Origin of the sequence: Leucobacter iarius, from assembly GCF_039530105.1 — a bacterium.
GTDB lineage: Bacteria > Actinomycetota > Actinomycetes > Actinomycetales > Microbacteriaceae > Leucobacter > Leucobacter iarius.
Window position 1 is genome coordinate 412,196 of sequence record NZ_BAAAOB010000001.1, and the last position, 26,137, is coordinate 438,332.

General features: G+C 69.2%; 24 protein-coding genes and 1 tRNA gene. 12 read left to right on the forward strand and 13 right to left on the reverse strand.

The genetic code is table 11. The features are described from left to right. Positions 1-35 precede the first annotated feature (35 nt). Positions 36-2,708, reverse strand: coding sequence for a helix-turn-helix transcriptional regulator (locus tag ABD169_RS01735; protein ID WP_344028538.1), 2,673 nt, complete (start codon positions 2,706-2,708; stop codon positions 36-38). Positions 2,709-3,405: 697 nt separating this feature from the next. Here ABD169_RS01735 and ABD169_RS01740 point away from each other — a divergent pair. Next, complete coding sequence (locus tag ABD169_RS01740) at positions 3,406-4,149, forward strand: hypothetical protein (protein ID WP_344028540.1); 744 nt, start codon at positions 3,406-3,408, stop codon at positions 4,147-4,149. Positions 4,150-4,191: 42 nt separating this feature from the next. After that, positions 4,192-5,181, forward strand: a complete 990-nt coding sequence (locus ABD169_RS01745; protein ID WP_344028543.1) for a hypothetical protein — start codon at positions 4,192-4,194, stop codon at positions 5,179-5,181. 214 nt (positions 5,182-5,395) lie between these two features. Here ABD169_RS01745 and ABD169_RS01750 read toward each other — a convergent pair. Further along, positions 5,396-5,479, reverse strand: a tRNA-Leu gene (locus ABD169_RS01750). Positions 5,480-5,699: 220 nt separating this feature from the next. Between ABD169_RS01750 and ABD169_RS01755 the strand changes: the two genes are divergently transcribed. The 8 genes from ABD169_RS01755 (at position 5,700) to arr (ending at position 15,269) form a co-directional block, all read left to right on the forward strand. Beyond that, positions 5,700-6,548 carry an FHA domain-containing protein gene (locus ABD169_RS01755; RefSeq protein ID WP_344028546.1) on the forward strand — a complete coding sequence of 283 codons (849 nt, stop codon included), beginning with the start codon at positions 5,700-5,702 and terminating at the stop codon, positions 6,546-6,548. Continuing rightward, complete coding sequence (locus tag ABD169_RS01760) at positions 6,545-7,135, forward strand: FHA domain-containing protein FhaB/FipA (RefSeq protein WP_099724574.1); 591 nt, start codon at positions 6,545-6,547, stop codon at positions 7,133-7,135. The genes ABD169_RS01755 and ABD169_RS01760 overlap by 4 nt, the downstream gene beginning before the upstream one ends. Positions 7,136-7,137: 2 nt before the next feature. After that, positions 7,138-8,388: a Stp1/IreP family PP2C-type Ser/Thr phosphatase gene (locus ABD169_RS01765; protein ID WP_336653341.1), complete on the forward strand. Its 1,251-nt coding sequence runs from the start codon at positions 7,138-7,140 to the stop codon at positions 8,386-8,388. Further along, on the forward strand, positions 8,385-9,788 hold the full coding sequence (locus ABD169_RS01770) for an FtsW/RodA/SpoVE family cell cycle protein (RefSeq protein WP_344028553.1): 1,404 nt from the start codon (positions 8,385-8,387) through the stop codon (positions 9,786-9,788). The genes ABD169_RS01765 and ABD169_RS01770 overlap by 4 nt, the downstream gene beginning before the upstream one ends. After that, complete coding sequence (locus tag ABD169_RS01775) at positions 9,785-11,266, forward strand: peptidoglycan D,D-transpeptidase FtsI family protein (protein ID WP_336653343.1); 1,482 nt, start codon at positions 9,785-9,787, stop codon at positions 11,264-11,266. Before ABD169_RS01770 ends, ABD169_RS01775 begins: the two co-directional genes overlap by 4 nt. Then, positions 11,263-13,011, forward strand: a complete 1,749-nt coding sequence (locus ABD169_RS01780) for a protein kinase domain-containing protein (RefSeq protein WP_344028557.1) — start codon at positions 11,263-11,265, stop codon at positions 13,009-13,011. Before ABD169_RS01775 ends, ABD169_RS01780 begins: the two co-directional genes overlap by 4 nt. A gap of 84 nt (positions 13,012-13,095) precedes the next feature. Continuing rightward, entirely contained in the window at positions 13,096-14,790 is a 1,695-nt protein-coding gene (gene pknB / locus ABD169_RS01785) for a Stk1 family PASTA domain-containing Ser/Thr kinase (RefSeq protein ID WP_344028560.1), read from the forward strand. A 68-nt stretch (positions 14,791-14,858) separates the two neighbouring features. Next, entirely contained in the window at positions 14,859-15,269 is a 411-nt protein-coding gene (gene arr, locus ABD169_RS01790; protein ID WP_344028562.1) for an NAD(+)--rifampin ADP-ribosyltransferase, read from the forward strand. Between the two features lie 39 nt (positions 15,270-15,308). Here arr and ABD169_RS01795 read toward each other — a convergent pair whose 3' ends face one another. The 8 genes from ABD169_RS01795 to ABD169_RS01830 form a co-directional block, all read right to left on the reverse strand. After that, positions 15,309-15,947 (reverse strand): anthranilate synthase component II, encoded by a 639-nt coding sequence (locus ABD169_RS01795; RefSeq protein WP_336653347.1) that lies wholly within the window; start codon positions 15,945-15,947, stop codon positions 15,309-15,311. Further along, entirely contained in the window at positions 15,944-16,102 is a 159-nt protein-coding gene (locus ABD169_RS01800) for a hypothetical protein (protein WP_168187906.1), read from the reverse strand. Before ABD169_RS01800 ends, ABD169_RS01795 begins: the two co-directional genes overlap by 4 nt. Further along, positions 16,102-17,076 carry a class E sortase gene (locus ABD169_RS01805; protein WP_344028568.1) on the reverse strand — a complete coding sequence of 325 codons (975 nt, stop codon included), beginning with the start codon at positions 17,074-17,076 and terminating at the stop codon, positions 16,102-16,104. The genes ABD169_RS01800 and ABD169_RS01805 overlap by 1 nt, the downstream gene beginning before the upstream one ends. A 77-nt stretch (positions 17,077-17,153) precedes the next feature. Further along, complete coding sequence (locus ABD169_RS01810; RefSeq protein WP_344028570.1) at positions 17,154-18,311, reverse strand: cysteine desulfurase family protein; 1,158 nt, start codon at positions 18,309-18,311, stop codon at positions 17,154-17,156. Next, on the reverse strand, positions 18,311-19,162 hold the full coding sequence (gene nadC / locus ABD169_RS01815) for a carboxylating nicotinate-nucleotide diphosphorylase (protein ID WP_344028573.1): 852 nt from the start codon (positions 19,160-19,162) through the stop codon (positions 18,311-18,313). Before nadC ends, ABD169_RS01810 begins: the two co-directional genes overlap by 1 nt. Next, positions 19,159-20,760: an L-aspartate oxidase gene (nadB, locus tag ABD169_RS01820; protein ID WP_344028576.1), complete on the reverse strand. Its 1,602-nt coding sequence runs from the start codon at positions 20,758-20,760 to the stop codon at positions 19,159-19,161. Before nadB ends, nadC begins: the two co-directional genes overlap by 4 nt. Then, a complete protein-coding gene (gene nadA, locus ABD169_RS01825; protein WP_344028578.1) occupies positions 20,757-22,049 on the reverse strand; it encodes a quinolinate synthase NadA in 1,293 nt (430 codons plus the stop codon). The genes nadB and nadA overlap by 4 nt, the downstream gene beginning before the upstream one ends. After that, on the reverse strand, positions 22,046-22,759 hold the full coding sequence (locus ABD169_RS01830) for an NUDIX hydrolase (protein WP_344028581.1): 714 nt from the start codon (positions 22,757-22,759) through the stop codon (positions 22,046-22,048). The genes nadA and ABD169_RS01830 overlap by 4 nt, the downstream gene beginning before the upstream one ends. Before the next feature lie 101 nt (positions 22,760-22,860). Here ABD169_RS01830 and ABD169_RS01835 point away from each other — a divergent pair, with 101 nt between their 5' ends. Continuing rightward, positions 22,861-23,136, forward strand: coding sequence for a cell division protein CrgA (locus tag ABD169_RS01835; protein ID WP_197074157.1), 276 nt, complete (start codon positions 22,861-22,863; stop codon positions 23,134-23,136). 199 nt (positions 23,137-23,335) lie between these two features. Here ABD169_RS01835 and ABD169_RS01840 read toward each other — a convergent pair whose 3' ends face one another. After that, positions 23,336-24,286: a rhomboid family intramembrane serine protease gene (locus ABD169_RS01840; protein WP_344028584.1), complete on the reverse strand. Its 951-nt coding sequence runs from the start codon at positions 24,284-24,286 to the stop codon at positions 23,336-23,338. Between the two features lie 3 nt (positions 24,287-24,289). After that, entirely contained in the window at positions 24,290-24,799 is a 510-nt protein-coding gene (locus tag ABD169_RS01845) for a peptidylprolyl isomerase (protein ID WP_046454953.1), read from the reverse strand. Between the two features lie 96 nt (positions 24,800-24,895). Here ABD169_RS01845 and ABD169_RS01850 point away from each other — a divergent pair, with 96 nt between their 5' ends. After that, positions 24,896-25,402 carry a DNA/RNA helicase gene (locus tag ABD169_RS01850; RefSeq protein ID WP_344028587.1) on the forward strand — a complete coding sequence of 169 codons (507 nt, stop codon included), beginning with the start codon at positions 24,896-24,898 and terminating at the stop codon, positions 25,400-25,402. A gap of 18 nt (positions 25,403-25,420) precedes the next feature. Here the strand turns inward: ABD169_RS01850 and ABD169_RS01855 are convergent, their stop codons facing one another. Continuing rightward, on the reverse strand, positions 25,421-26,128 hold the full coding sequence (locus ABD169_RS01855; protein ID WP_344028590.1) for an NUDIX hydrolase: 708 nt from the start codon (positions 26,126-26,128) through the stop codon (positions 25,421-25,423). Positions 26,129-26,137 lie beyond the last annotated feature (9 nt).

Genomic DNA, 26,137 nt, shown 5'->3' on the forward strand with positions numbered 1-26,137 from the left:
CTCGCAGAAGCGGCACAGAGGCCGCGACTGCGCGGCTATCCGGGCCGGTGCGGCGAGATCTGCGCTCCGGAGGCAAGCAGGTATTCACGGATATCGTGGCGTCGTTTGGCGCTGACCTTCTTCATTAGCTTGTTCACGTGCGACTCCACCGTTCGAACGGAGACGAACAGCACCTCCGCGATCATGGGGTTCGTGAGTCCCGCCGCGACCAGTTCGGCCACCTCGTATTCGCGTGCGGTGAGGGAGGGCAGGCTCGGTCGGCTGACTGAACCCGCTGCAGTCTGCGCGACATGCCTCAGCCTTGCAATGGATTCAGCAGAGACGTTCCCATCCTCTGCAAACGCGCCCAGGGCGACGCGGGCACAGTACGCGGCTTCGCCGTACCGCCCCACGCCTTCAAGGACTTCCACGATTTGGATCGCTCGCGCGGCGTCGCCGGACTTGACGCTCTCAAAGAACTCGAACGTTCTGAGCACATTCGGGCTCTGCAAAGAGAGAACCCGAGGGCGGATATGTTCCCAGGTCTCTTTCGAAGTCGAGGACCGCACACCCTCGAGGTAACACCACGCCGCCGCAAGACGTATACCCCGGTCCCACAGCTCATCCCCGGCTTCCACGCTCATACGTGCGGCTGCCACGCTGTCTCCGTCAGCCGCTGCGGCATGCGCCAGGACCAGGGCTCGGCTTTGCAGGGGGAACACCCCATCCGGGAGACCACTCCTCTCGAGATCCTCCAGATGTTGCGTCATCGCCGCACGCTGTCCGTGCCGTGCCGCAAAGAAAGCTTCCATAAGCGTCAAGCCCACGAAGCTGATGGGCGCTTGTCCTGGCGGTAGCCCGAGCGGCGCCGCCTCCAGCGCTGTTGCCTCGGCGTCGTCCAGCCGATGGGCGGATATCGCGCAGAGCGCAGAGAGAAAGGAGTAGATCCGAATTCGGGTGCCATCTGATTGCAGATGCGCTTCCTGCAACCGCCGCTCGGCGAGGGTGTACGCGAACTCATAGTTGTCCATAGCGAGCTGGCAGTACACGACCAGAGCATCAAGCTCTGGCGTGGACACCTCGGCGTTGCTGTGAGCGGCGAGCAGAGCGTCGGCACCGACTGCGTTCCCGGTGATGATCAGCCAGCTCGCCCGAGCGAGAAGCACAGCGGGTCGGCTCCGTTCGGGGATCTCGTCCAATTCCCCGAACGGGAATGGCTCCTCCGCCGGGATGAGGCCGAATAGCAGGGAGAGATTCACCGCGGCCGCCCGCAGGCGCAGCGCTTCGCCCGGAAGACCAAGCGCTGCAGCTTCGAGCTCTGCTAGCGATTCCTTCGGGTCCCCGATACTTCGCGCCGTGTACGTCCAGTACGCGATTTCCCAGTCGGCGCGTTCTTGCTCAGAGCCTTCGAGCTGCCGCACCAGCATGCTTAGGGTGCTGACCTCGTCGACAGTGTTCCCGCTGTCCTGTTCGAGTGCCAACAGGAGCCCCACCGCACTCTGAAGATTTGGATTTGCAGACCATTCCTCACGCGCCTGAAGGGTGCGTAGACGGATGCGTTCGTGCACCAGCCGAATACGCGTCGCGCTGGCACGCGACTTCGGAGCTGATGTGGACACCTCAACGTCCTTCGCAAGAGCACCCCCGATCTCCGCGATCAGCGCCGATCGGTGGCCGGGCAGCGAACCGTGCCGGAAGTACTCGACCACGATTGGCGGGTTCACCGAGATGGTGCGCGTGTCTCCAGAAGCCACCACGACAATGTGTTGACGTTCCTCGAGCCGCAAAACCAACTCCTCGGAAACGACTCTCACGGCAGTCGCAAAGTCGACGGTCCCAAGGAGCGCGAGAGAGCGGAGAGCTTCAAGCTCCTCAGTACTCAGCTCGCGCAACAGGGACTCTACTGTTGCTTTCAGCGCAGGCGTCCACAACGAGCCGATGGCCTGCGCGACTCCGTCTTCCACCGTGATCGTGCCGGCCCGGCGGGCTGCATCAAAGAGCAAGAATGCAACACCAACATTGCCCCCAGACTTGGCGAACAGTCGGCTCATCGTGCCCGGCTCGATATTGACCGACAGCTGGGTCTCCAGTGACGCCTCGAGCTCGGAGAAGTTCATCGGCTCCAGTTCGACGGTGTACCTCGCTGTAACACTCGGCGCAGGCCTAGAGAGATTCAGAGTCCGCGTTCTCAGTCTGGCGTAAGCGACGGGAACTCCGAGTTTGGAACTCACCGCCTCAATCACTCCCCAGGAAGACTCATCGATGTACTCACTGTCGTCGACAAGCACCACCGTTCGACGATCCCGGACCGCGTCACTGAGCGCAGCATACGCACTCAGCAACGACGGTAGTCGGCCTGTCTCAGCACCGCTGCTGACGCCAGCCAAGCCAAGTGCCATGAGCTGGCTCTGCCGGAACGCCTCAAATCCTGCCACCTCAACAACCTGCCACCCGAGGGTCTTGAAGTGCTCACGAATGCGCCGTAGGAGCGAGGTACGACCGCTTCCTCGATCTCCTGCGATCTCAAGGGAATGCCCCTCCTGCAGAAGCTCGACCGCCGTCAAATAGAGTTCCCCGCGCGACACTGGAACCTGCCTTAGATCTCGACCCAACGCCCACCGCTGAAGCGCTACCCAGGTACTCTCGACCGAGAAATTCCGGCCCCGATGGGAGGCCTCGATCGACCGGTCATCCTTCACTGCGAAGCATACTCCGTCGGGCGTCAGCATGCCCCGCTCCTCATAGTTAGAACCAGAGCAGAGTCCGGTCTGCAAGGAGAGATCGTACGGAGAGGCCCGTGCAATATCGACTGATTTGCGAGCGCGGCCACACGTGCAGGCACGCGACAGCCGCACCCGAGAGCCAATGGCGGACATTCATACGCACGAACATCAGCCGCAGCGAAGGATTGGTTCACAGTCGTTCACGCTACGAGGCCGTCCGATACACCCCCCGTCCAGGGTCGCGGTCTCCGTGCGCACCACGACCCATCCCAGTGAATACGGCGACGCTCTCTGTAGAGCAGTACACAAACTGGGTGTGATTTGCACTAGTCAGGCGCCTCTCAGCCTCGCTCTCCGCCCGGACAAGTGAGGTCCTCGAACACGAGTTCCCCTCCGCCTCCTGGCGCGATCCGCACAGCCGCGAACGCCTCCCCACGGACCGGACGCTGTGGGGAGAGCCCAACCGCACGAACGCCACCAACCTGTTGTCCTCGTTCACGCAGTACACCGAAGGAGACCACCCTCGCGGAGACCGACTACGGAACACGTGGCTCGTGGAACTCCTCCGTCGTCGCGTACCCATGACGGACCTGTTCTTGGCGTCCGGGGTTTCGAAGATGGAGCAGCTCGGGCGCCTCATCAAACACCTCCCACCGCTCGAAGGTGACGAATACCAGCGGGTGTTCCGTGGGGAGGACGTGCGATGAAGACGACCCCCATCACGACGGCGGCAAGCACGGAGGAGCTTCTCTCGAACGAACTCGAGGAGATCTTCGGTGCCGGAACCGAAGGCATCGAAGAAGATTGGGCGCTCGGCTCCCGGATGCCAATGGCGTACTTCAACACGTTCCTGACCGCCGTCGACCAGTCCGGCGCCGTCGAGAAGGTCGAAGGATGGATCAGTAAGGACCGCAAATCACACGCGGGCCGCAAAGCACTGATCTCAGTCCGTGCCGCCCTCGTGCTCCTCTTCCTCCACAACCACTGGGGGCACGCGAACACGTACATCGAATATGGGCGCACCATCGCGTTCCGCCTCACCCAGGAACAGCGCGACATCCTCGCCATCAAGACCTGGGGCCACGGCCAACAGGATTGGTACAACCGGTGCTGGCGGGCAATGCAGCGCGTCCTCCGCCCCATCGACCCCTGGTACCTGACCCCAAAAAACAGGAAACTGACAGCCGCCAAATATGAGCAGGCGAAGAAGCTCCGCGACAAGCAACGGCAGCTGCGCCTCGAGGAGGTGATGAATCTCATCACCCACGCCACCACCCGCATGCTCCCGGCCCGTTATCGAGACGACTACCGCGGCGATGTCGCGCTGGATGCCACCTTCATCGAAATCGCCGGCCGCGTCGACTATGCGCCGAAGGGTTGCGACCGGTGGAACGTGGACTTCACCGGCGGCGCCTACCGGCGTGAGGGCGACCACCGCGGCATGTGAGCAAGAACCGACAGGTACGGCTTCGAACTCGAAACCACCACCATGATGGACATCACCAAAGGCGCCTACGACTTCAAACTCATCACCGGGCTCGCCATCCATCCACCCGCTCACATCAAGGCCGCGCCACTGCGAGCGTTCCAGGCCCACGTGCGCTTCCACGGGAAACCCGGCCACCTCACCGCGGACCGCGCCTACAACCATCTGCGAGCGCACCGGTTCCAAGAACATGTACGCCGGGCCGGGTACTGGACCACGTACGACTACCCGAAGAACCAGCTCGGACCCCAGTGCTCGATCCCGGAGCACGAAGTGGTCATGGTCGATGGCAGCCTCTACGTTGCCTACATGCCTGAGCATCTCCAGATGATCAGCCGCTGGTGGAAAACCGGAGCGATCGACCCCGACACGTGCGAACGCGACTCGAACGGGAACCCGATCCTGGAAACCGGGAAGCCTTTCGATGAGAAGACGGCACGCGCGCTCCTCGAACAGCGGGAGCCGTATCGGCTCAAGCCCATGGGGCGCCCGGACGGGGACGGCCATCAAAGGTTCCAGTACCCGAACCCGCGCGGCTACATCGCCGTCGACCCCGCAACACGTGCCCCGATGCCGGCCCGCGCGACCGCGCACCTGGTCGGGAAGATTACCGTCAAGCCGAGCATGAAGCTCACCCGCTCCATCCAGAAGCACCCTTGGCAGTCCGATGACTGGCATCGCGCCTACGGGCAGCGCAACCAGGTCGAGAACAGCAACAAGACCTTGAAAGACGTCGGCAGCGGCGACATCGAGAACAAGAAGCGCCGGACCGGTCGCGGGATCGCGTTCCACGGGCTCGTCTCCGGGTTCGCCGTCGCGGCCGAAAACCTGCGCCGCATCATCGTCGGCATCACGAAGATCGCCCGCGGCAAAGCCCCGAAGACCACACGGGGCAGCAAACGCTTCGATGCACGCGGCAACCGAATCGTCCGCGAACACCAGACCGAAACCCAGACGATCTCGCCGCTGACCGGACCACCACTCCGGGAGTAGTCAGCCCCGCTGCCCCGAACTGAATAGCTTCAACGGCCAGTAGCCCGAAAGGGTTACTGGTCGTACCCGTTTGTCCGCCGGCACCGCCCAGTCTGCTGTTCGAGTTGCCTCAGACAGCTCCAGACAAGGCAGAAGGCCCCGGATCTGAACCAGATCCGGGGCCTTCTGCCTATTTCATGAGCTCCAGGAACCTCAATTCCTGAAACAACCCTCGTGCGCGAGGGGGGACTTGAACCCCCACGCCCTTTCGAGCACTGGCACCTGAAGCCAGCGCGTCTGCCAATTCCGCCACTCGCGCGAGTCTGCTGCCAGCACCGAAGCGCCGGGCAACCAGACCAGCTTAGCAGGGTCAGCACGTTCTGCCAAAGTCGGCGACGCCCGGCGCGATTTGGACCCCGTTCAGCAGCTCCGAGTAGCATGAGCAACACTCGAGGAGTGTGCGCGGCCCCGGCTGTCGCTCCCCTCGCACACCGAATCCGACGGCGCATGCCGACGAACAGCACGAGGGGAGGCACGGGATGGGAATCCTCGACAGCGTGGAGCGCGGACTCGAGCGCGCCGTGAACGGCGCCTTCGCGCGCACCTTCCGTTCCGGCGTCCAGCCCGTCGAGATCGCCTCCGCATTGAAGAAGCAGCTCGACGTCGGCTCCGTGATCGTGGATCGCGACCGCACGCTCGCCCCGAACCGGTTCGTGGTGCGCGTCTCCGAGTCCGACGGCGCCCGGCTGCAGCGCATGGGCGGTCAGCTCGAGACCGAGCTCGTCGGGGTCGTGCGCAAGCACGCCGCCCGCCAGGAGTACCAGCTGCTCGGCGAGCCCGACGTCGAGATCCGGGTCGATCCGCAGCTCACCACGGGCGTGCTCGAGGTCGACGCGAGCCAGGTCAAGGGCGGCGTCGAGTGGATCCCCGCCCTCGAGGTCGACGGGCAGCGGCACCAGCTCCGCACGGGCACCACGGTGATCGGCCGCGGCAGCGACTGCGACATCCGCCTGAACGACACGGGCGCCTCGCGCCAGCACCTGCAGGTGCTGTGGGACGGCAAGGCCGGCCTCGCCCGCGACCTCGGCTCGACCAACGGCTCCAAGATCAACGGGCAGCGATTCCGCGAGGCCGCGCTGAGCCCCGGCACGGTCATCACGATCGGGCAGACCCAGCTGCGGTTCCAGCTCGTCCCGGCGCGCACCCAGAGTGCGGCGCCGGCGCAGCGGCCCGCCGCGGCACCGACCACCGCGATGCCGTCCCAGCATGAGCGCGACCTCGCCCGCGACCCGCAGCCGGGATCCCGCGCAGGCAACGCCCCGAGCGCGGCGCCCTCGGCGGGCGGCGACTCCCCCGGCATCGACCAGGACTTCTGGAGGGGCTTGTGAGCGAGCTGACTCTGCTGATCCTCCGCATCGGCTTCCTGCTACTGCTGTGGTTCTTCATCTTCTCGATCGTCTACGCGCTGCGCAGCGACCTGTTCGGCGCCCCGGTGCGCAAGCTCGGCGGCGAGGGCCGCGGGCGCGGCGCGCAGAGTCCGATCCCGGGCGTCGCGAGCGTGCCGGCACCCGCTCCGGCGGCCGCACCGCCCGTCACCGCGCCGCAGGTGCCCGACTCGATCCGCATCCCGCCCGCACCCGTGGTCACCCCCACGGGCGGCGCGCTCCCCTCGGCCGGCGGCAGCACCGCGCGCTCCCTCGTCATCACCTCGGGCGTCGCCTCGGGCACCGCGATCCCCCTCGACGAGGATCTGGTGACCATCGGCCGCAGCCCCGACTCCACCCTCGTCATCGTCGACGAGTACACCTCGACCTACCACGCGCGCCTCAACCGCGTAGGCGAGCAGTGGACCCTGACCGACCTCGACTCGACCAACGGCACCAAGCTCGACGGCCAGCGCGTCTCGGGCCCGGTCCCCCTCCCCACGTTCACGCCCGTCACGATCGGCACGACCACCTTCGAGCTGAGGCCCTGACCGTGGCATTCGGTTTCGCGAGCGCCATCGGCTCCCACGTCGGCATGGTGCGATCCAACAACCAGGATTCGGGCTTCGCAGGCACGCAGCTCTTCCTGGTGGCCGACGGCATGGGCGGCCACGCGGGCGGCGACGTCGCCTCCGCGCTCGCCACGCAGGCCATGGCGCGACTCGACGAGGATCAGCTCGCGACCCCCGAGGCCGCGACCTCGACCCTGCGCCAGTCGCTGCTCGACGCGAACCGCATGCTCCGATCCACGGTCTCCGACCGTCCCGAGCTGTCGGGCATGGGCACCACGTTCTGCGGCTTCATGACCGTCGACGACCACCTGGCGCTCGCCCACATCGGCGACTCCCGCCTCTACCTGCTGCGCGACGGCAGCCTGCAGCAGGTCACCAAGGACCACACCTTCGTGCAGCGCCTCGTCGACAGCGGCCGCATCACGGAGGAGGAGGCGAAGACCCACCCCCGCCGCTCCGTGCTCATGCGCGTGCTCGGCGACGTGGACTCGAGCCCCGAGATCGACACCGCGGTGCTCGACACCGTGCCCGGCGACGTCTGGCTGCTCTGCTCCGACGGCCTCTGCGGCTACGTCGAGGACGTCGACATCGAGAAGATCATGCGCCGGCGCAGCTCGCTGCAGGGCGCCGTCGACGCGCTGATCGACAAGAGCCTCTCGCACGGCGCACCCGACAACGTGACCGTCGTGCTCGTCGAGACCACCCCGGAGCCGATCCCCGAGGAGCAGCTGCCCGGCGCGCGCTTCGCGGGCAGCGCCGCGGCCGAGATCCCCGGCGGCGAGCGGATCAGCACCGCCCGCAACAAGATCCTCAACCGCCGCCGCACCGTGCGCCGCGCGACGCCCGTCGCCGAGAGCCACTTCGAGCCGCGCGTCGACGAGTACCTGGCCGAGCTCATCGCCGAGACGCGTCGCCGCAACCGGCAGCGCCGCCTGCTCTGGCTGCTCGGCGTGCTCGCGATCCTCGGCGGCATCGCGGCCGCGCTCGTGCTCGGCTACCAGTGGACCCAGACCCGGTACTACGTCGGCACCGACGGCAGCACCGTGATCATCTACCGCGGCGTGCAGCAGGACATCGGCTCGTTCTCGCTGCACTCGGTCGCCGAGAACACCGAGATCCCGCTCGACGCGCTCGACGGCAACGAGCAGCGCCAGGTGAAGCGCACTCTCAGCGCGGACTCCCTCGCGGAGGCCCGCGACATCGTGCTGCGGCTGGGGGTGCCCGGCAAATGAGCAAGAGCAAGACCGGCGAGCCGCGCACCTTCGAGCAGACCCGCACCAGCGAGACCGTGCTGCAGCGCATCACCGCGATCCGCGCACCGCGCCTGCTGCGCGGCCTCGAGCTCGCGCTCGTGCTGTTCGCGCTCGCGATCGGCGTCGCGGCCGTCGTCATCACCGACCTGACGCTGAGCGGCAAGCCGAGCACCACGCTGCTGCCCACGGGGATCCTCTTCGTGGTCGCCGTGCTGGGCCTGCACTTCACCGTGCGCTGGGTCGCGCCCGACGCGGACCCGCTGATCATGCCGATCGCCGTGTTCCTGAACTCGCTCGGCATCGCGATGATCTACCGGATCGACCTCGCCAAGAAGCTCACCGGCTGGGACTCGTTCTCGGTCAAGCAGCTCGTCTGGTCGGCGATCGCCATCGTGGCGGCCATCGTCGTCATCGCGGTGATCCGGAACCACCTGGTGCTGTTCCGCTACACCTACCTCACGGGCCTCGCAGCGGTCGTGCTGCTGCTCCTGCCGATGCTCCCGGGCATCGGCATCGAACGCGGCGGCGCACGGGTCTGGATCCAGCTCGGCAGCTTCACGTTCCAGCCCGGCGAGATCGCCAAGATCCTGCTGGCCGTCTGCCTCTCGGGCTACCTGATCCGCAACCGCGAGGCGCTCTCCATGGTCGGCCGCAAGTTCGCCGGCATCCGGTTCCCGCGCGGCCGCGATCTCGGCCCGCTGCTGCTGTTCTGGCTGGCGGCCATGTCGGTGCTCGTGTTCCAGCGCGACCTCGGCACCTCGCTGCTCTACTTCGGCCTGTTCCTGTCGCTGCTGTACCTCGCGACGGGCCGCATCGGCTGGATCATCCTCGGCGGCGGCCTGTTCCTCGCCGGCGGACTCATCGCGAGCCAGACCCTCGCCTACGTGCACAAGCGCTTCGCGAACTGGCTCGACCCGTTCGCCGACCCGCAGGGCGCCAGCTACCAGCTCGTGCAGGGTCTCTTCGGCATGGCCAACGGCGGCATGACCGGAACAGGACTCGGCCAGGGCTTCCCGCAGGACACCCCGGTCTCCGAGAGCGACTACATCATCCCCAGCCTCGGCGAGGAGCTCGGCCTCATCGGCCTCTTCGTCGTGCTCGCGGCGTATCTGCTGCTCGTCGGCCGCGCCCTGCGCATCGGCTTCGCCGCGCAGGACGACTTCGGCAAGCTGCTCGGCGCCGGCCTCGGCTTCGCGTTCGCGCTGCAGGTCTTCGTGGTCGTCGGCGGCGTCACGCGCGTGATCCCGCTCACCGGCCTCACCGCACCGTTCCTCGCGGCAGGCGGATCCGCGCTCGTCTCGAGCTGGATCATCGTCGCCCTGCTGCTGCGCCTGTCGAACTCGGTGCGCAACCGACCCAAGCTGGTGATCCGCGCATGAACAAACCGCTCAAGCTCCTCACCCGCACCGTGTTCGGCATGTTCTTCGTGCTGTTCTTCGCCGTGACCATGATCCAGTTCGTCTCGGCCGACGATCTGCGCTCCAACGCGCTCAACCAGCGCACGGTCAAGAACAGCTACAAGGTCGAGCGCGGATCGATCCTCGTCGACGGCAACCCCGTCGCGTACTCGACCCCCACCAAGGACACGTACCGCTTCGCCCGCAACTACAAGGACGGCGAGATCTACGCGCCCATCACGGGCTACTACTCGCACTCCCAGGGCATGACCGGTCTCGAGTCGGCCATGAACCAGGAGCTCTCGGGCATCGGCGATTCGCAGTTCTTCACGCGCCTCATGCGCACCATCACCGGTGTCGAGCCGCAGGGCAGCTCGGTCTCGACCACCATCGACGCCAAGGCGCAGCGCGCCGCCTGGGACGCGATGCAGGGGTTCGAGGGCGCCGTCGTGGCGCTCGACCCCAAGACCGGCAAGATCCTCGCGATGGTCTCGACCCCGAGCTTCGATCCCGCGAAGCTCTCGTCGAACGACGACGCGCAGATCATCACGAACTACCACCAGCTCACCGCGGATCCGGGCAAGCCGCTCGACAACCGCGCGATCGCCGGCGACACCTACCACCCCGGCTCGACGTTCAAGCTCGTCACCGCCGCGGCCGCCATCGAGGCGGGCAAGGCCAAGCCGACGAGCACCTACCCGAACCCGGCGCAGCTGACGCTGCCCCAGTCGAGCTCCGTGATGCAGAACGCCTCGCGCACCACCTGCGGCCCCGGCGACAAGGTGTCGCTCGAGAAGGCGCTCATCCTCTCCTGCAACATCCCGATCGCCGAGATGGCCATGGGCATGGACCTCAACACGGTGTCCGACATGGCCCGCAAGTTCGGCTTCGAGCAGGACCTGCAGATCCCGCTCAAGGTCACCCAGAGCGCGTCGCCGAACCCCATCGACAAGGCCCAGGCCGCGAGCGCCTCGATCGGCCAGCTCGACGTGCGCGCCACGCCGCTGCAGATGGCCATGGTCTCGGCCGGCATCGCCAACGAGGGCACCGTCATGAAGCCCCAGCTCGTCGACGAGATCATCACCCCCGACCTGCGGGTCGAGCGGAAGTTCTCGGCCGAAGAGTTCAGTCAGCCCATCTCCAAGGCCACGGCACAGACGATGACTGACATGATGGAGCGTGTGGTCGCCGACGCCGACGGCACGGGACACCTCGCCGCCATCGATGGCGTGCGCGTCGCCGGCAAGACCGGCACCGCGGAGAACGGTGTCCAGGAGAACGGCGCGGACCGCCCCTACACTCTCTGGTTCACCGGCTTCGCGCCGGTGCAGGACCCGAAGATCGCGGTGGCAGTGGTGATCGCGAACGGCGGCGGCGAACGGTTTGGAAACGTCGGGAGCTCGTACGAGCTCCCGACCAAGGTCGGAAAACAAGTGATGGAAGCGGTGTTGAGCGAATGAGACCTACGGCAGGAGTCACGTTCGGTGGGCGCTACGAGCTGAGCTCGCGGATCGCCGTCGGCGGCATGGGCGAAGTGTGGAAAGCCACCGACAGCATCATCGGCCGCTCCGTCGCGATCAAGATCCTGAAGGACGAGTACATGGGGGACCCCGGGTTCCTCGAGCGGTTCCGCGCGGAGGCGCGGCACGCCGCGCTCGTCAATCACGAGGGCATCGCCAACGTGTTCGACTACGGCGAGGAGCAGGGCTCCGCGTACATCGTCATGGAGCTCGTGCCCGGCGAACCGCTCTCGACCATCATCGAGCGCGAGGGCAAGCTGCCGCCGGACCGCGTGCTCGGCATCGTCGCGCAGACCGCGACCTCACTGCAGGCCGCGCACGACGCCGGCCTCGTGCACCGCGACATCAAGCCGGGCAACCTGCTGATCACGCCCGAGGGTCGCGTCAAGATCACCGACTTCGGCATCGCACGGATCGCCGACCAGGTGCCGCTCACCGCCACCGGCCAGGTGATGGGCACCGTGCAGTACCTGGCGCCCGAGCAGGCGAGCGGGCACACCGCGACGCCGTCGACCGACATCTACTCGCTCGGCGTCGTCGCCTACGAGTGCCTCGCCGGCAAGCGCCCCTTCACGGGCGAGTCGCAGGTCGCCATCGCGATGGCGCAGATCAACGACACCCCGCCGGACCTGCCCGAGGACATCCCCGCACCCGTGCGCAACCTCGTCTACGCGTGCCTCGCGAAGGCCGCGGAGGATCGCCCGCAGACCGCGGCGAAGCTCGCCCAGGCGGCGACCGCGCTGCACCGCGGCGACGTGCGCCTCGCGGCGAGCTACGTGCCGCAGGTGCTCGGCACCGCGCCGGCCGACGCCACCCAGGTGCTGCCGCAGACCCAGGTCGCCGATGCCGCGACGACCGCGCTGCCGCAGACCACCGCGCTGCCCGGCACCGCGCAGCTCGGCCTGCCGATCGACGGCGAGCCCGAGGGCGACGTCGAGGAGAAGCCCAAGAAGAAGCGCAGCCCGTGGACCTGGCCGCTCATCACGCTGCTCGCGCTCCTGCTCATCATCGGCGGCGGCACCGCCATCGCGCTGATGAACCAGGGCGGCGACAAGCCGAAGGATCCGACGACGCCGACGAAGACCACGCCCACGAAGACCACGCCCAAGGAGACGACGACGCAGGCGCCGACCACCGGTGTGGTCGATTCCGGGAAGCTCTTGGGCATGAACGCCGACGAGGCGAAGGCCTACCTCGAGGGCCTCGGCTTCAAGAACGTCAAGCCGGAAGCGGGCAACCCCGGACCCGACGACAAGGTGAACACCGTCACCGAGGTCAACCCGACCGGCAACGACGTCCCGTTCGACGAGGCGATCGTGCTGACCTTCAGCGCGAAGTTCGGCGACGCCGCGAAGCCCGGGACCCCGAGCGGGCCTCAGACGGTCACCGCGGGCGACACCTTCACGGTGCAGGGCATCACCGCGAGCTGCCCGACCGGCCTCACCGTCGACAGCTTCGATGTGAAGGTCAGCGGAGGCACGCTCGTCAGCCCACCCAGCCAGGGCAGCGCCCAGGTCAAGGCCGGGAACACGGCGGGTCCGCTCACCGTGAGCTACACCTTCACCTGCTCGGGCCCCGCCCAGCGCACCTCTCCCGCCTCCGACACCCTCACCATCCAGGTGCAGGCGGCGAGCACCACCGATGCGAACGGTGACAGCAACGGAACGCCGACTCCGACTCCGTAGCAGCCAGTAAGGTACCCTCGTCCGGGGATCCCAGGATCCTCCCTTTAGACTGAGAAGATCGCGAGCAACGAAAGGTTGGTGAGCATGTCCGAGAGCACGGACGTCGGCGAGCAGCGAATCCTCGCCGGTCGTTACGCCATCGGCGAGTTCATCGGCCAGGGCGGGATGTCGACCGTCTACCGCGGTACCGACACCAAGCTGGGTCGCCAGGTCGCCATCAAGGTGATGAAGGCGAACCTGGCGGGCGACGAGCAGTTCCGCACCCGGTTCCGGCAGGAGGCGCAGTCCGCCTCCCGCCTCGCGCACCCCAGCGTGGTGCGCGTGCTCGACGCCGGCGACGACCTGATCCAGACCGCCGACGGCCCGCAGCGGCTGCCGTTCATCGTCATGGAGTTCGTCGACGGGCAGAACCTGCGCCAGCTGCTCAGCCAGGGCCCGCTCTCGCACGCCGAGGCGTGCCGGGTGGTCGACGCCGTGCTCACCGCGCTCGAGTACTCCCACCGCGCCGGGATCGTGCACCGCGACATCAAGCCCGCGAACATCATGATCACCCGCAGCGGGCAGGTCAAGGTGATGGACTTCGGCATCGCCCGCGCCGTCTCCGAGACCTCGTCGACGGTGCAGCAGACCACCGCGATCCTCGGCACCGCCGCATACTTCTCGCCCGAGCAGGCGAAGGGCGAGACGGTCGATGCGCGCACCGACCTCTACTCGGTCGGCGTGCTGCTCTACGAGCTCCTGGCCGGCGACGTGCCGTTCCGCGGCGACACCGCGGTCGCGGTCGCCTACCAGCACGTCAGCGAACGGCCCCAGCCGCCCACCGAGCGCAACCCCTCGATCTCCCCGGAGCTCGAGCGCATCGTGCTGCACGCGCTCTCGAAGGATCGCGCCCGCCGATTCCAGTCGGCGTCCGAGTTCCGCGAGGCGCTCGCCCTCGCGCTCTCCGGCACCATGCCGAAGCTCGGCGGTTCTGAGGACCAGACCAACGTGCTGTTCTCGGGCGGCGACGAGGTCTCCGAGTCCGAGCTCGCGCTGCGTCAGCTCTCCGAGGGCGGCGGCACCCGCACGCAGAGCCGCCCGCCGGTGATGTGGACCTGGGCCGCGATCCTCACCGTCGGCGCCGTCATCATCGCCGTCGTGTTCTGGCTCATGACCCTCGCGCCGAAGGACATCCAGCCGAGCAACACCCGGCAGGTACCCGAGCTCGTGAACGTCGAGAAGGACGCCGCGCTCAAGACGCTGAAGGACATGGGCATCGTCGCGGTCCCGGTCGAGCAGAGCGACGACAAGGTCGCCTCCGGCCACGTGATCAGCACCGATCCCGCCGGCGGCAGCAAGATCGACCTCGACACCTCGGTGCGGGTCCTCATCTCGACCGGCCCCGTCTCGCCCGACGTGCCCGACTTCCAGAACCTCTCGGTCGCCGAGTACACGAAGAAGCTCGAGGATCTGGGCCTCTCGATCGGCGTGATCAAGAAGCAGGACGACGCCGTCGCGCCCGCCGACCGCGTGCTCGCGGTCAGTCCCGCCGTCGGGACCGGGCTCAAGCCGGGCGACTCGGTGCAGATCACGATCGCCAGCGGCAGCGTGAACGTGCCCGATGTGAAGGGCCAGTCGCTCGACGCCGCCAAGTCGCTGCTCAGCGGGCTCGGCCTCGACGTCACGGTGACACCGCGCAACAGCTGCCCGCAGGCGGCGAACCTGCCGATCGTCGAGCAGTCCACCGCCGGCCAGCAGCCGCAGGGCACCAAGCTCGAGATCTTCTACTGCGCGGGCTGATCGCCCGGGCCGACGGCCCGCGCGTCGGCTCCCTGGTGGCGCCGAACCTGCCGGAGTAGTCTGTGGCGATGACCGAGGTGCTCGACGCGGGACCGTTCTTCCACGGCACGAAGGCCGAGCTGCGGGTCGGCGAGCTGCTCGCGGCGGGGTTCCGCTCGAACTACCGCCCCGAGATCGTGATGAACCACATCTACTTCACGGCACTGCGAGACGGCGCAGGCCTCGCGGCGGAACTGGCGGCCGGGGACGGCGAACCCCGCGTCTACCTGGTCGAGCCGACGGGCGACTTCGAGAACGACCCCAACGTGACCGACCAGAAGTTCCCGGGCAATCCGACGCGCTCGTACCGCAGCGCGGACCCGCTCCGCATCGTCGCGGTCGTCGACGACTGGACCCGGCAGAGCCCGGAAGCGCTGCAGGGGTGGCGGGATCGCCTGGCGGCGATCCGCGACGATGAGCACGGCGAGATCATCAACTGAGGATTCCGCGGCTCCGTCGAACGGCGGTGCAGACCCGGCTCAGTCGCGCGCGAGCAGGGGCGAGAGCGTCGCCGCGACCTCGGCCGCGTTCGCCGCACCCGTGACCGCGAGCCAGTTGCCGAGCTGCTGGTAGCCGCCCTCGGTGAGCACCGACTCGGGGTGGTACTGCACGCCGTAGATGGGCAGCTCACGATGCCGCAGCGCCATGATCACGCCGCCCGCCGTCTCGGCCGTGACCACCAGGTCCTCGGGCACCGTACCGTTGACGACCGCGAGCGAGTGGTAGCGGGTCGCGTCGAACTCCTCGGGCACGCCCGCGAAGAACGCATCGCCGTGGTGGCGCACCCGCGACACCTTGCCGTGCATCAGCTCCTCGGCGTGCGTCACCGTCGCGCCGAGCGCCTCCGCGATGGCCTGGTGGCCGAGGCAGACGCCGAGCAGCGGGATACCGGTGCGCAGCGCGATGCCGACCATGCCGATCGAGACGCCCGCGTCGGCCGGGGTGCCGGGGCCGGGCGAGACCAGCACGCCGTCGTAGTCGGCGACGAGCTGCTCGAGTTCGCCGAGACCGACCTCGTCGTTGCGGATCACCCGGGTGGTCGCCCCGAGCTGCTGGAGGTACCCGTTCAGGGTGTAGACGAAGCTGTCGTAGTTGTCGATGACCAGGATGCGCGTCATGAGGTGACCGTCACTTCCTCCGTGGAGAGCTGCATGGCGACCCACGGGTAGACATAGGTGATGAGGGCGAAGACGAGCGCCGCCGCGACGAGCAGCAGCACGATGATGCGGAGCCACACGGGACCGGGGAAGAAGCGCCAGAGCAGGGAGAACATCAGCCCACCTTTCCGATCTGCGAGGCCGCGTGCTCGACGGGGTTGCCGGCGGGGGCGTTCGGATCCTTCGACTGCTTCGCGACATCGGGGTTGACCTTGGCGAGCGCCGGGGGCGGCCCCTCCGACAGCGGTCGGTAGTCTTCGAACACGGCGTAGCCGATGGCGCGCTCGGCGCTGCCGGCGAGCTTCGGATGGCAGGTGGTCAGGGTCATGATCTGATCCTTGCCCGGGGTGCCGTCGAGCCGCGGGAACGGGTTGAGCACGTCGGTCTCGTTCGGCAGCACGTACTCGACGTTGCGGAAGCGGTAAGTGTACCAGCCCTGCGCGGTCTCGACGTACAGCGGATCGCCGACGCGGAGGTTCATGATCTCGCGGAACGAGTTGATCAGCGGCCCGGAGCGGTGCCCCGCTACGACGAAGTTGCCGGGCTCACCGGGCATCTGCGTGTTCTGGTAGTGCCCGATGCCCTTCTCGTCGAGGTTGAGCACGGTCCACCAGTCGGTGGTCTCGGCCATGCGGTTGGCGTAGGTCTTGCCGAACGCGGGCACGTAGAGCACGCCGAACACCTGCGCCGCCTCGGGCTTCGGCACCACGGGGACCTTGCCGTCCCACTTGGGCTGCTCGGCCGCCTGCTCGCGCCACTTGGCCGAGTCGTCGGCCGACAGGCCGGCCTGCTTATCGACGACGGCGAGGCCCGTGTGCCACGGCTGCCAGACGAGGTATCCGAACACCGCGATGCCGGCGACGAGCAGCAGCTCGCCGATGACCGTGAGCGGGCTCAGCCGGCCGCGACGGCGCTTGCGACCGCGACCCGAGGTGCCCCCGCCGGAGGCGTTCGCGCGCGGAGCCGCCTGCCGGGGCGGCTCGGTGACCTCGAAGCCGAGCGAGCGCACGGCGTCGAGATCGGGGTCGCGTCGGGGCGACGACGCGCGCTGTTCGCGGCGGGCGCGCCGCGAATCGGAGGGATCGACCATTCGCTCATTCTACGTGCGCAGTGTGCACAAGTCCTTTGGGCCTCCTGTGTTCTCGCGCCGCGTGCCCGGCCCGGCCGTCACGGCCCGACGACCGCCGCCACGGACGCGGCGACGAGCGACGCGAGACCCTCGGGATGGGCGATGGGGGCGCGGCCGAAGGTGAAGCGGATCGCCGTCTGCGCGACAGCGGGATCGATGCCGCACGCGAGCAGCACGTGCGATGGCTCGTCGCTGCCCGCCGCGCACGCGGATCCGCTCGACGAGACGACGCCGCGGCGCTCGAGCTCGAGCAGCACGGACTCGCCGCTCGCACCGGCGAGGGTGAAGCTCGCCGTCGCGGGCAGCCTGCGGGCCGGATCACCGAAGGCGAGATCCCCCGTCGCACGCGCGCTCGGCACGAGCCGCAGCACCTCGGCCGCGAACCGGGCGGTCGCATCGCCGACGCGGGCGACGACGGCCTCCCGCTCGGCCTCGCCGAGTTCGAGCGCGGTCGCGAGCCCGATCGCGCCCGCTACGTTCTCGGTGCCCGAGCGCCGTCCGCGCTCCTGCCCGCCGCCGTGCACGAGGGGCTCGATCGGCACCCGGCCCCGCACCGCGAGCGCGCCGATCCCCTTCGGCGCCCCGAGCTTGTGCCCGGCGATCGACACCGCATCGGCCCCGAGCCCGTCGAGGGCGAGCCATCCGGCCGACTGCACGGCGTCGACGTGCACGATCGCGCCGCGCTGCCGCGCCACCGCGACGAGCGCCGCGGCGTCCTGCACCGTCCCGACCTCGTTGTTCGCGTGCGCGAAGCTCACGAGGACCCGCTCGTCCCCTGCGGCGAGCGCCGCTTCGAGCGCCGCATCGAGCGCCTCCGGTTCGAGCCGGCCCGTCGGGTCGACCGGGATCCGCGTCCCGCGCACACCGTGGAAGCGCTCGAGGTAGTCGACGGAGGCGAGGATCGATTCGTGCTCGATCGGGGTGGTGAGCACCCGATCCGTGCCGGATCCGAGCGCGATGCCCTTGAGCGCGAGGTTGTTCGCTTCGGTTCCGCCGGAGGTGAAGACCACGTCGCCGGTGCGCGCGCCCAGCACGCGGGCGACCCGGCGCCGGGCGTCCTCGAGCAGCGCGGCCGCCGCTTCGCCGGCCGTGTGGTGGCTCGACGGGTTGCCGAAGGCGCCGGTCAGCGCCGGGCGCATGGCGTCGAGCACCTCGGGCCGGATCGGGGCGGTCGCGGCGTGGTCGGCGTAGAGCATCAGTCGATCCGCACGTCCAGGCCGAGGTCGAGGGCGCGCGCCGAGTGGGTGAGCGCGCCGACCGAGATGACGTCGACGCCGGTCTCGGCGATGGCGCGCACCGTGCCGAGGTGCACGCCGCCCGAGGCCTCGACCGCGGCGCGGCCGGCGATGCGGGCGACGCCCGTGCGGAGGTCGTCGAGCGAGAAGTTGTCGAGCATCACGGTGTGCGCCCCGCCCGCGAGAGCCGCCTCGATCTGGTCGAGCCGGTCGACCTCGACCACCACGTGGGTGGTGTGGGGCAGCCGGGCGATGCCGGCGCGCAGCGCTTCGGCGAGGTCGAGGCCCTGGGCGCGCAGCACGGCGAGGTGGTTGTCCTTCGCCATGACGGCGTCCGACAGGGTGCGCCGGTGGTTGCCGCCGCCGCCGCTCAGCACCGCGTGCCGTTCGAGGGCGCGGAGGCCCGGCGTGGTCTTGCGGGTGTCGGCGATGCGCGCGCCCGTGCCGGCGACGGCCGCCGCGTACTCGGCGGTGACGGTCGCAATCCCGCTCATGCGCTGCGCGAAGTTCAGGGCGACCCGCTCGGCGGTGAGGATCCCGCGTGCGGGGCCCGTGACCGAGGCGAGCACTTCGCCGGCCGCGAAGCGGTGGCCGTCGGCCGCGCACAGCTCGACGTCGATGCCCGGATCGGTGAGCGCGAACGCCGCGGCGAAGACGTCGCCCCCGCTGAGGACGCCCGGTTCGCGCGCGACGAGGTCGGCGGTGGCGCGCGCCTCCTCGGGCAGGAACGCCGTGCTCGTGAGGTCGCCCCAGGGCGCGTCCTCCTCGAGCGCCGCCTGAACCGTGCGGGTGAGGGTGTGCTGGGGGATCATCGTGCTCCGATCGGTTCGGGTGCGGGGCGGAGCGCCTCGGCTCCGCCGTCGAGTCGGTGGTGGGCGCCGAGGGATCCGGTGCGGGCGCGGGCTGCCGCGACGGTGGCGCGGGCGAGGAGCAGCAGGTTCGCGTCCTCCTGGGCTCGGACATCGCCCGATGCGGGTGCGGTGCCCGCGGCCTCCGCGGCCCAGCCGTCGAGCACCTGTGCGGCCTCGGCCAGGCCGGCCTCGCTGCGCAGCAGACCGGCGTGCTCCCACATCAGCTGCTGCAGGGCGGGCCGCGAGAAGGCCGGGCCGCTCGGCGGCGCGGTGCGCGATGCATCGGCGGGTTCCGCGTCGAGGTACGCGCCCGAGCCGCCGTCGAACGACCACGTCTCCTCGGGCCACGCGTCGACCGGCCATCCGCTGCTCGACCATGCCGTGCCCGCCAGCGCCTCCGCCGCCCGCGCACCGAACACGGCTCCCTCGAGCAGGGAATTGGAGGCGAGCCGGTTGGCGCCGTGCACGCCGGAGCGCGCGGTCTCGCCGACGGCGAAGAGCCCGGCGAGGGAGGTGCGGCCCGAACGATCGGTCTCGATGCCGCCCATCAGGTAGTGCTCGGCCGGGGTCACGGGCACCGCTTCGCGGGCCCAGTCGATGCCGCGCCGGCGCAGCTCGCGATCCACCGTGGGGAATCGCTGCGCGAGCGCCTCGGCGCCGAGCGCGGTCGCATCGAGCCGCACGGGTGCCCCGGTCTCGGCGGCGCGGGCGGCGACCGCTCGCGCCACCACATCGCGCGGTGCGAGCTCGGCGTCCGGGTGCACGTCGGCCAGGAACCGTCGCCCGTCGGCGTCGATCAGCAGGGCGCCGGCCCCGCGCAGCGCCTCCGTCAGCAGGAAGGGCTCGCCCTCGGCCAGCACGGTCGGGTGGAACTGCACGAACTCCAGGTCGGCGATCCGGGCCCCGACGCGGAGCGCCGCGGCGATCCCGTCGCCCGTGGCGCCCGCCGGGTTCGTGGTGCGCGCGAACAGCCGCCCGGCACCGCCCGTCGCGAGCACCACGGCATCGGCTTCGATGGTCTCGCCGGAGACCAGGGAGATCCCGACGACGCGGGGCGGGAACGGACCGTCGATGATGCAGGCATCGTCCACCAGCAGATCGGCCAGCATCTCCCCGGTGCGCACCGCGATCCGCGGACGCGCGCGCAGCTCCGCGACCAGCGCCCGCGAGATCTCGGCCCCCGTCGCGTCGCCCCCGGCGTGCGCGATGCGCGGCAGGGTGTGCGCCGCCTCGAGCCCGCGCGCGATCCGGCCCGCGGTGTCGCGGTCGAAGCGCGTTCCCAGCGCGACGAGCCGATCGATCGCGGCACCGGCACCCGCCGTCAGCGCGGCGACGGCCGCGGGATCCCCGTGCCCGGCGCCGGCGCGCAGCGTGTCGCTCGCGTGCAGCTCGGCGGAGTCACCCGGGCCGTACGCGCCCGCGATCCCGCCCTGCGCCGCCGCGGTGCAGCCGTCGCCGAGCGCACCCTTCGCGACGAGCACGACCTCGTGGCCCAGCTCGTCGGCGCGCAGCGCCGCGGTCAGCCCGGCGATCCCGGAGCCGACGACGATCGCTCTCACGGCCGCGCCGCCAGCATGCGCTCCAGCGCGACGCGGGCCGGATCCGCGACCGCGGAGGGCACCTCGATCCGGTTCACCGTGCGTCCCGCGACGAGCTCCTCCAGCACCCAGGCGAGGTAGCCGGGGTGGATCCGATACATGGTGGAGCAGGGGCAGACGACGGGATCGAGGCAGAAGATCTCGTGCTGCGGGTGCTGCGCCGCGAGGCGCCGCACCAGGTTGATCTCGGTACCGATCGCGAACACCGTCGGCTCCGTCGCGGCCTCGATCGCCTCGCGGATGTACGCGGTGGATCCCGCCTCGTCGGCGGCGTCGACGACCTCCATCGGGCACTCCGGGTGCACGATCACGCGGACCCCGGGATGCTCGGCGCGGGCCCGGTCGATCTGCGCGGTCGTGAACCGGCGGTGCACCGAGCAGAAGCCGTGCCACAGGATCACGCGCGAATCGACCAGCGTCTCGGCCGAGGACCCGCCGAGCGGGCGGTGCGGATTCCACATCGGCATGCGGTCGAGCGCGACGCCCATCTCCTTCGCCGTGTTGCGGCCCAGGTGCTGATCCGGGAAGAACAGCACGCGGCGCCCCCGCGCGAACGCCCACTCGAGCACGGTCCGCGCGTTCGACGAGGTGCACACGATCCCGCCGTTGCGCCCCACGAAGCCCTTGATCGCCGCGGAGGAGTTCATGTAGGTGACGGGGATCACGGGCAGGAGTCCGTCGGCGTCCGGCACGTCGAGCGGGCCGAGCACCTCGGCGAGCTGCTCCCAGCACTCCTCGACCTGATCGATGTCGGCCATGTCGGCCATCGAGCAGCCGGCGGCGAGGTTCGGCAGGATCACGGCCTGCTCGGGCCCCGAGAGCAGATCGGCGGTCTCGGCCATGAAGTGGACGCCGCAGAACACGATCGCCTCGGCCTCCGGGTGCCGCTTCGCCGCGACGGCGAGCTGGTAGGAGTCGCCGACGTAGTCCGCGTGCCGGACGACCTCCTCGCGCTGGTAGAAGTGCCCGAGCACGACGACCCGGTCGCCCAGAGTCTCGCGCGCAGCGACGATCCGCGCTTCCAGATCGGCCTCGTCGGCCTCGCGGTACGCGGCGGGAAGCTCGCCCTGGCGCGGAGATCCCGTGGGGATCACGTCGCCCATCGAGGATCCGGGACCGTAGCCGGGAACCCCGTCGAAGGTCCACGGGCCCGCGGCGAGATCCGTGCTGCAGACGCCGTCGTCGCCCACCGCGACGAGCTCGAGGATCCGGTGGTCGACGGAGGGATCGAGGGAGACGGGGGTGCTCATCGGATGCTCATTTCTTCGGAGGAGAGGGGACCGCGGTCGGCCAGTTCGGCGTCGGGACTGGACCGGTAGAGCCGCGCGGGCCGATGGTTGCCGGTGCGGAACTCGTCGGTGGCGATCAGCGTGCCGCTCGACTCGACCTGGCGGCGGAAGTTCGCCGGATCGAGCCTGCGTCCGAGGATCGTCTCGACGGCCTCGCGCAGTTCGGCGAGCGTGAACTCCTCGGGCAGGAAGCCCTGGGCCACGCGGCTGTAGCCGACCTTGTTGCGCAGGCGCCACAGCGCGTACTCGATGATCTGCGCGTGGTCGAACGCCAGGGGCGGCAGGTCGTCGGCGTCGAACCAGCGCACGTTCTCGGGGGCGAGGCCCGTGCGCCGGTACTCGGCGCTCTGCGCATCGACCTGGTCGGAGCGGAGCAGCGCCCAGTAGACGATCGATACGACGCGGCTGGGCGAGCGGTCCACGGCGCCGAAGGCGTAGAGCTGCTCCAGGTAGCTGGGGGCGAGACCCGTGGTCTCGGCGAGCGTGCGAGCGGCTGCGCCGACCGGAGCCTCGGTCGCGGTGAGCCAGCCGCCCGGCAGCGCCCAGCGATCGGCGAACGGCTCGCGGGTGCGACGTACGAGCGGCAGCGAGAGCACGACGCCGCGGTCGGTTCTGCGCAGAGTGAGGATCGCGGTGGACACGGCCACGTCGATCCCGGAACTTCTGGTCATGATGACTTTAACCTCCGGGATCCATCTTAGTGTCCCCGGCACCTTTAGTGGGAACGGGAATATCAGCGGGTCCCCGTCGGTTACCGGATAGACTCGTGGGTATGGCAGCAGCTGCAAAAGACGTGAGCAAGCGCAAGGCGTCCCAGGTGACGCGCACCCGTGCCGAAGCGCGCGAGGCCCGCGAGGACGCCCCGAACCCGGTGTGGTTCAAGCCGGTCATGTTCGGCTTCATGCTGCTCGGTCTGCTCTGGATCGTGCTCTACTACATCACCAGCTCCTCGCTGCAGCTGCCGATCCCCATGCTCGGCCAGGCCAACATCTTCATCGGCTTCGGCCTCGTGCTCATCGGCTTCCTCATGACCCCCTGGTGGAAGTAGCCCCACCCGAACGCGAAAAAGCCGCCCGCCGCATCCTGAGATGCGGCGGGCGGCTTTTTCGTGGGGATCCCCCGCCCGGAGCAGACACCCCGGAAGCGTTAACACCCAGACTTATCCACAGTTTTCTCCCCAACTGGGGACGAACTACACCGGTGTGATTTTTCGAGTCACCGGCGCCGGGAATCCGGCGCTGACCAGGTCAGATCAGCACTGCGGCAGGGAGCGGGGACACGACGAAGTACGCGAACGTGAGCGCGATGAGCACCGCGCCGAGCCCGATCAATCCACCGATCCGTGCGCCCCTGCGACGCGGGCCGCGGGTCTGCACCAGGATCCACATGGTGAGCGCGCCGACAGCGAGGCCGCCGAGGTGCGCCTGCCAGGACACGCTGTTGCCCGGCAGGAACCCGATGCCGATATTGATCGCGATGAGCACCGCGAGCGAGGTGATGCTGACGCCGGCCGCGCGGAACGCCACGAGCGTCGCACCCATGACGCCGAAGATCGCGCCCGAGGCGCCGACCGTCGGCACGAGCGCAGCGGCGGGGTCGGCGTACGCCCACAGCATCGTGCCGATGGATCCGCCGACCCCCGAGAAGATGTAGAGCCAGAAGAACGGGAGGCGGCCCAGCAGCTGCTCGAGATTGCGGCCGAACAGCCACAGCGTGAGCATGTTGAAGAGGATGTGGAAGATGCTGCCCGTCGAGTGCGTGAACATCGCCGTGATGAAGCGCCACGGCTGGTACAGCTGCGGATCCGCGTGCGCCGGCGCGAACCAGAGCGCCCGGGTCGCGTCGGGGATGAGGAGCTGCGCGCCCCAGACCACCACGCAGGCGATCATGATCCCGTAGGTCACCACGGGGGCATCGGTCGCGGCGAGCCGTCGACCCATCACCGTGACCTTGCGCGCGGCGCGATTCTGCGTGCGGCCGGGTCCGCGCCCGGACGCACGAGCGCCCCCGCGGAGCTCGCGCATGCACTCGGGGCACAGCACGCCGACGGGGGCGTTCATCTGGCACTGCGCGCAGATGGTGCGGCCGCAGCGCTGGCAGAGAGTGAAGCTGGGCGAGTCCGGATGCCGGTAGCAGACGTCGTTCGGACCGTACTCCGCGCGCTCGCCGAACTCCGGCCGCGACCCGCCCAGGCTCACGCCTCAGACCTCGGCGATATCGACGCCGGTGATGACGACGTCCTCGACGGGACGGTCCATCGCACCGGTCTGCACCGCGGCGATCGCATCGACCACGGCCTTCGACGCGTCGTCGGCGACGTCGCCGAAGATGGTGTGGTTGCCGTTCAGCCACGCCGGAGCGATGGTGGTGATGAAGAACTGCGAACCGTTGGTGCCCGCGAGGCGACCGGTCATGTCGGGACGCTTGCCCGCGTTGGCCATGGCCAGCTGGTACGGGTGATCGAAGGTGAGCTCCGGGTGGATCTCGTCGTCGAAGTTGTAGCCCGGGCCGCCGGTGCCGGTGCCGGTGGGGTCACCGCCCTGGATCATGAAGTCCTTGATGATGCGGTGGAAGATGACGCCGTCGTAGAAGCCCTTGTTCGACAGGTCGACGAAGTTCTTGACGGTCTTCGGCGCGTGGTCGCCGAAGAGGTTGATGACGATGTCGCCGTGGTTGGTGTGAACGGTCGCGACCGCAGTGTGAAGAGTCATGGCAGTAATTCTACGGCCAGCGCTTTGGGAGGCACTGTGCGCCGCTTCGGTGTAGCGTGGGTGGCACGCGACCCTGCGGAAGCATCGGAGGTTCCCATGTCACTCACTCGCAAGAACCGTCGCGAGCTGCGTCGACTGCGCAACCACGCGCAAGACGTGCTCGACGAGCAGCGCATCGTGCTCGGCCACGCCGGGGAGGTGCTGCAGGCCGCCGGTTCCCAGGCCCGTCGTCTGAGCGACGAGCACCTGGCCCCACGGGTGAACGACGCGATGACCACCGTTCGGCCGCAGGTCGACCGGGGCATCCTCGCCGCCCGACGCGCGTCCGAGCAGGTGCGTCGCGCGACCGCGCCGCTCGTGGCCGGCGCGCTCGCAAGCACGGTGCGCACCCTCGAGCAGCTCGAAAACGCCGAAGGCGCGCAGCAGGTGCGCCGCTTCGGCGAGAAGCGCGGCTTCCTGGCCCCGCAGAAGAAGAAGCGCGGCGTGGGCGGGTTCATCGCCCTCGGCCTGGGCATCGCCGCCGCCGTGGGCGTCGGTTACACCCTGTGGCAGGCGTTCCGCAGCGACGACGAGCTCTGGGTCGCTCCCGAGTCCGGCGAGTAGGCCGGATTCGGCGGCCGATCAGTCGGTCGCGGAGTCGGACTTCCGGGTGGGTTCCGCGGTGCGGGACCCACCCGTTTTCTGTGCCCGGCGCGGGCCCGACCTCGCGGCTCCGGACTTCTGCCCGGAGCTCTGGGGAGCCGAACTCTTCGTCGCGGCACCCTTCGGAGCGCTTTCGCCGCTCCGCTGCGGATCCGCCGCAGCCTTCTTCGGCTGCGATCCCCCGGTGCCCGCGACCGCGGCGCCGTTTCCGGAGCCACCGCCGGAGCGCCGGGAACGCCGGGATCCCGAGCGTCCGTTCGAGCTCCGCAGCGAGATGCCCGCCATGCGCAGCCCGGTCTGCACGAGGGAGAGCGTCTTGAGCGAGCGGATCTCGCGGATCGGCACCCAGCGCGCCTCGTCGGAGGACCCGTCGACCTCGTGCCGCAGCGGTCCGTCGGCGACGGTCGCCCGGTAGACGATCCGGATCGTGTGCAGCTGCGGATCCTGGCCGTCCTCGACCTCCTCGCGGATCATGACCCGCGAATCGACGCCGAGGAGCTTGCCCGTCTTCGCCGTGAGCCCCGTCTCCTCGAGCACCTCGCGGACCACCGTCTGCTGCGGATCCTCGCCGTTCTCGATGCCGCCGCCCGGCAGGGTCCACCCGTGCATACGACCCCGGCGCCAGTGCGTGAGCAGGATCGAGCCGCGCCGCTCGATCACCGCGTAGGCCGCCACCCGCATATCCATAGTGCTGAG